The 914-nt window shown below is 34.9% G+C and carries 1 protein-coding gene; it reads right to left on the bottom strand.

The window, feature by feature from the left end; translation table 11 throughout:
* Positions 1-262: 262 nt before the first annotated feature.
* Positions 263-914 (bottom strand): dTDP-glucose 4,6-dehydratase (locus DS885_RS17530; RefSeq protein ID WP_113819207.1); only part of this gene is annotated, 652 nt, incomplete at its 5' end.

The raw sequence follows: 914 nt of genomic DNA, 5'->3' as shown, positions 1-914 counted from the left end.
TCTTCGATAAAACGGTGGCCAACCATACCATTGCCAATAATGACTAATTTTTGTTTGCTCATAATGTTTCTCTCACCTAATTAATTTAGGTGAAAGATAACGCAATAGTGACTTTTAAAATTGACGAATATCAAGGTAGGTTTAAATAACGGGTAAAACGCTTACATTTAATTTAAAAATGCGATTAACCACAATTTAATTAAGGTTAATTTATGATAAGCAGAATCATTACATAGACAAAAAATCTTTTAATATTAATAAATTAGAAAGAAACATCTAAAATATTAGGATAAATGAATTGATAGCCTAATGTGCGTTTAACTTTTTCATTACTAATTACTTTAGTCGCACTATTTTCAGCAATAATATAGTCAGGTTTAGGCACCCCAAGCGACAAGGCCATCTCAGTATAATAGTCTTTCTTTGTTGGGTGATTGTCCGCACAGCCGTTAAAGATCTCTCCCCAAGCCTGTTGCGTTAATATCGTTTCAATCAGTTTAATACAATCCGCTTGATGGATAAGATTTACCTTAGCGAAACCATCCTTAATACTTTTCCCCGAAGCAAAGAATCGACCGGGATGGCGTTTACGGCCAATCAAACCTGCTAAACGAAGTACTGTACACTCAAAGTCAGTGTTATCAGTGAAGCACTTTTCTATTTTTCTAAGGTTTGTTTCTGGCACTAGTTGGTCGCTTTCTTGACAAACACCTGCATCATTAGGATAAACAGAAGTAGAGCTAATAAATAACACCTGCTGAACTGGGCTTTTTGCAATCTCTTCAGCAAGTTTTTCAAAGGCAGGTAAAGCTTTACAGGTGATATTAATAATTAATGTTTGAGCTTGTAGAAAGTCTTTTACATTGCCCTGTAGCGCCTCAATATCAATGATATGAGGCGTAACTCTCGTTTTT

Source organism: Psychromonas sp. B3M02, assembly GCF_003318165.1.
Lineage (GTDB): Bacteria > Pseudomonadota > Gammaproteobacteria > Enterobacterales > Psychromonadaceae > Psychromonas.
This window is presented reverse-complemented; position numbering and strand designations above follow the sequence as displayed.